Source organism: Endozoicomonas sp. SESOKO2, from assembly GCF_024606245.1.
In the GTDB taxonomy this organism is placed as follows: Bacteria; Pseudomonadota; Gammaproteobacteria; order Pseudomonadales; family Endozoicomonadaceae; genus Endozoicomonas_A.
On the sequence record NZ_JAHHPQ010000764.1, the window covers coordinates 1 to 3,978 of the forward strand.

A 3,978-nucleotide genomic window follows, 5' to 3' on the forward strand; every position below is an offset into this window, starting at 1 on the left:
ACTATAAGTTCCATCGGGTCGGAGAGTTTGAGGCCACCCTGGCGCAAGAAGGCATTATGCATCAATTTATTGCCAAAAGTGACCGCTTTAGAAGCCAGAAACCCCGTTTTGGCCAGTACCTGATTGTACAGGAAAAGGATCTTCCCAAGAGTATCCAAGATTTCACTGATCGTTTACAAGTGACCAATGTTGATGGTGAAAAAGCCTACCGGGTCTACCACTTCAAAGCGACCAACAATTACGGTCAATACGCGCATACTCCGGATGGAACCAGCACTCCTTACGCGATCGCAGAGCGAGGCCTGTTGAACGGCATTCACGACATTGGAGTACTTAATGGCAACGTTGGCGTTATGCCCACGTCAACGATCCCGGCCTTTCATGATACCGGACGTCGTTGGCTGTTCCTTAGCCCGTTATTGGGTAAATCCTTATTATGCCCTGCCATTACCCGGAACCTTTGGAGGCTGGGTGAAGGCCATAGAACGCCCTGATTTTGGTTGGGATGGTCTACGGGATTGGGGCGATGTTGAGTTCTATGGCTCTATGAAAAGCGGCATCACTGCCAGAGACTCAAAAACGTCGGGCTATACTCCCGAGGTTCTACAGCGGTTAAGTTTTGCCAATGCCCTCTGCGAAAACCTGCTGGCAGCCGTGATGTTAAGATCACGCCTGCGTCGGGACTCCCCGGACTATCATTACCAAAAGGAACAAACCGTGAAGGAGACAGAACATTTTATTGAGCAACTGCTTAACGAATACCTGTCAGGCCTGTTAGCCAAAGAAAAAGAATGTCAGCCCAAGTCAAGACTGCCAGAATTTATGGGGGTTGACAGTGCGACGTACCGTTCATGGCTGACACGCACAGCTCAGGAAATCCTGTACTGGACAGCTCTGCAACCTTGTGAGGTTAGCGATCGTCGTGCATCTGCCCCTTTTGCCGAATGCTTCTCAGAACACATAAAGCTCACTGGAAATCTGGATAACATAATGTACCCGAAACCATTGCATTCCCTGGACGTGTATAAAGAATTTCCCAGAGACTTTTATAATGTCAATGGCCAGCTTAATCTCGGAGCCAACAATGCCGTCTTCCCTCTGGTTAGTCTGGTCAAGGGACTTACGCTGTTTGCCAGCAATGTATTTTCTTTCGCAGGACAGAACGTCAGGGATGATGATATGGAGTGACGTTGATAAGTCTCACTGCATTCATGATTTTAGCGATCATGTTTGGTTATGAGCGTCACTCTGTCCAGACGGGTGGGATGAACGAGCCTATGACTATTTACATTGCTTTGTGTTGCACTGGCCCGGCCAGCGACCTTCTTTTTTCAAGCGGACTCTGGTCATCCAGTCATAAGTCCACTTCAGGAACTGTTTCAGGCCCGGCAGACTCATGACCCGTCCCAGCCAAGTCCAGGCAGGTAGCTGTTTGAGTAAGAGCGAGTAACTGTCGATGCTCGTATAAACCCGACCGTCATCGGTCATGGTGTGTAATTCAAGCAGAGCTTTGTGGGGATCAATTCCCCAGGCTTCCAGTGCCTTTTCCTGACCGGTGATATCAAACCACTCTACTTCACTTGTGAAACGGGCATTTTTCCAGCGAGCAACCTCTTTAACACAAAGAGGGCAGAGACCGTCATAAAAAACTCTTATTTGCATCGTCTTCATCTCTTTTCAATACATCAGCAACCCTGTGAAGTGTTCTTAAGGCCTGCTCTCTGTCTATTGTACGTTCAGTAAACCAGGGATGCTGCAAAGCTTGCTCTGGAGACATTCTCTGCCTGGGCACCGGGTGCAGCAGACTGTTAATCATGTCAATCAGCTGACTTTTACTTCTTTTCATCTCTTCTGCAGACTCTATCAGGTGCCCCAGATCTGTTACCGTCTCTCTTTCAGTCGTGGTTAACTTGCCGTAGAGCAGGCCTTTGATGGCCTGGATATCTTGAAACAAGAGCGGTCCATCCAACAGTGCCTGAGCGGTTTCGCTGTCTCTGGCGTTCAATTTTCCATGCAGCATTTTCTTGATTCTATCAATGTCACTGGCGCTCAAATCCCCATCCAGTAACTTCATAATTGCTCTAATTTCATCTCTGGAGGTCAGCAGACTCTCCAGATTAAATTCTTGCATCTTCATACGCTCAGACTCGGCTTCCAGATCATCCTGTGTTAACTCAGGACTTATTGGCTCCATTGCCTGTTTGTAACTGCCATCAGGATTGGGTTTCTGATACTCGAGAAATGCCTTGAGCACCTCAAAAGCTGCTTCAGATCGTTGGTCGGGGGTATATTTACCCCATGGTTCTGCGCCATTGGTAAAAGAGTGAATATGGAGTTGACCCGGACTGTTCAAAAAACGGTAGAGATGTTGTCCCTGGGCAAAAGCATCTGTGGCATAACTGGCTCTGACCAGCTCTTTCTTAAGTAACGATCGGTATAATTCCGGAGAAGCATAGTCTTCATGACCGTAACTGGCTTTTTTACCCTCCTCTTTGGCACCACCAAAATCAATCAATTTCAAGCGGCCACTTTTAAGATCAATCATGGCGTTATTGGGTTTCAGGTCGTTATGGACAACACCTTTCTTATGCAGGTAATCAAGTGCCTGAAACTTCTCGTACTCCATAAACGCCATAACATTGAAAAACGCCTGACTGCTGAGCCTGCCATTCCCATAGAGCTCAATCAAAAGCGTCATTAGGGTATCCTGAGAAGGGCCTTCAATCATCTCCATCAGGAGCCCTCTAACCCCATCGACTTCTACCAGACCATAACTTTTGACAATATTTGGGTGCTCTCCCAACTTCTTTAATATCCTGTGCTCTTGTTCTCCCTGGTCTCCCAAGTGAGTTTTTTTTAATGCGAAATGTTCTTGTTGGCCATTACTTTTTTCCTGGATAACCCGGTATACCGTTGCAAAACGTCCCCGACCCAACTCTTTCTTTGCCAGCTGGGCCGTTTCATTCAACGGAGAGTCATATGAGAAGACATCATCTTCGGGAAACACTTCGTCACTGACTGCTCCCGGGCTTGACGGGTAGGAAGAAATCGAAGAGCCAGATATCCCACTAAAATCAGATCCTGAGCCTGAGCCTGAAGAGCTATGCCTGATATTTTTGACCGGCACATCCAGCTGAACTTTCTTACTCTGCCACTTCCCCTGCTTCTTTTGTTCCGGCTTCGCCTGATCAGAGGCATTCGAGGCAGCAGTGGCTGCCCCCGACTTCTTTCCTGGAATATCCACGGATCTTTCCCGGTCATGTTCACTATTAAGGAGTGCATCGGCAGGAATGAGGGGCAATTAACAGGGGCGGATTATCCGAGAGACTTAAGTGAAGGGTTTTAGAGACATTCGGGGGAGATACTCATACAAAACTCTTGTTTGCGTCACCTTCTTTTCCTTTAAGGATGTCGGCTGCTAAATGCAGTGTTCTTAAGGCCTGCTCTCTGTCTATTGTTCGCTCAGTGAACCAGCAGTGCTGCAAAGCTTGTGCTGGTGTCATTCTCTGCTCGGGCACCGGGTGCAGCAAGCTGTTAATCATATCAATCAGCTGGCTTTTACTTCTCTTCATCTCTTCTGCTGACTCTATCAGGTGTTCCAGATCGGCTACTGTCTCTCTTTCAGGTGTCGATAATTTGCCGAAGAGCAATCGTTTGATGGCTTGGATATCATGAAATAAGAGTGGTCCATCCAATAGTGCCTGAGCGGTCTCGCTGTCTTTGGCATTTAATTTTCCATGCAGCATTTTTTTGATTCTTTCTATGTCACTGGTACTCAGATCTCCATCCAGCAATTTTACGATGACGCCAATTTCATCGCCGGAGGTCAGCAGGCTATCCAGATTGACTTCTTGCAACTTCATGCGCTCAGACTCAGCTTCCAGGTCCTCCATTGTTAATTCAGGCATTACTGGCTCCATTGCCTGTTTGTAACTGCCATCAGGGTTAGGTTTCTGATATTCAAGAAATGCCCAGAGG

General features: G+C 47.5%; 5 protein-coding genes. 2 read left to right on the forward strand and 3 right to left on the reverse strand.

Features of this window, described 5'->3' with window-relative positions; all coding sequences use genetic code 11:
* Positions 1-494 (forward strand): hypothetical protein (locus tag KDK17_RS18195; RefSeq protein WP_257288728.1); only part of this gene is annotated, 494 nt, incomplete at its 5' end.
* Positions 472-1,188, forward strand: coding sequence for a hypothetical protein (locus KDK17_RS18200; protein WP_257288729.1), 717 nt, complete (start codon positions 472-474; stop codon positions 1,186-1,188). The genes KDK17_RS18195 and KDK17_RS18200, both read left to right, overlap by 23 nt.
* Positions 1,189-1,281: 93 nt before the next feature.
* On the opposite strand, the gene KDK17_RS18205 is transcribed toward KDK17_RS18200, so the two are convergent.
* The 3 genes from KDK17_RS18205 to KDK17_RS18215 all read right to left on the reverse strand — a co-directional run.
* Positions 1,282-1,662, reverse strand: coding sequence for a thiol-disulfide oxidoreductase DCC family protein (locus KDK17_RS18205; RefSeq protein ID WP_257288730.1), 381 nt, complete (start codon positions 1,660-1,662; stop codon positions 1,282-1,284).
* Entirely contained in the window at positions 1,640-3,244 is a 1,605-nt protein-coding gene (locus KDK17_RS18210) for a protein kinase (protein WP_257253528.1), read from the reverse strand. The genes KDK17_RS18205 and KDK17_RS18210 overlap by 23 nt, the downstream gene beginning before the upstream one ends.
* Positions 3,245-3,365: 121 nt before the next feature.
* Positions 3,366-3,978, reverse strand: a 613-nt coding sequence (locus tag KDK17_RS18215; RefSeq protein ID WP_257288731.1) for a hypothetical protein, incomplete at its 5' end; no start/stop codon positions are given.

Excerpts from the sequence above, each read along its gene's own strand:
- KDK17_RS18205 (WP_257288730.1), bottom strand. The coding sequence starts at position 1,662 with ATGCAAATAAGAGTTTTTTATGACGGTCTCTGCCCTCTTTGTGTTAAA.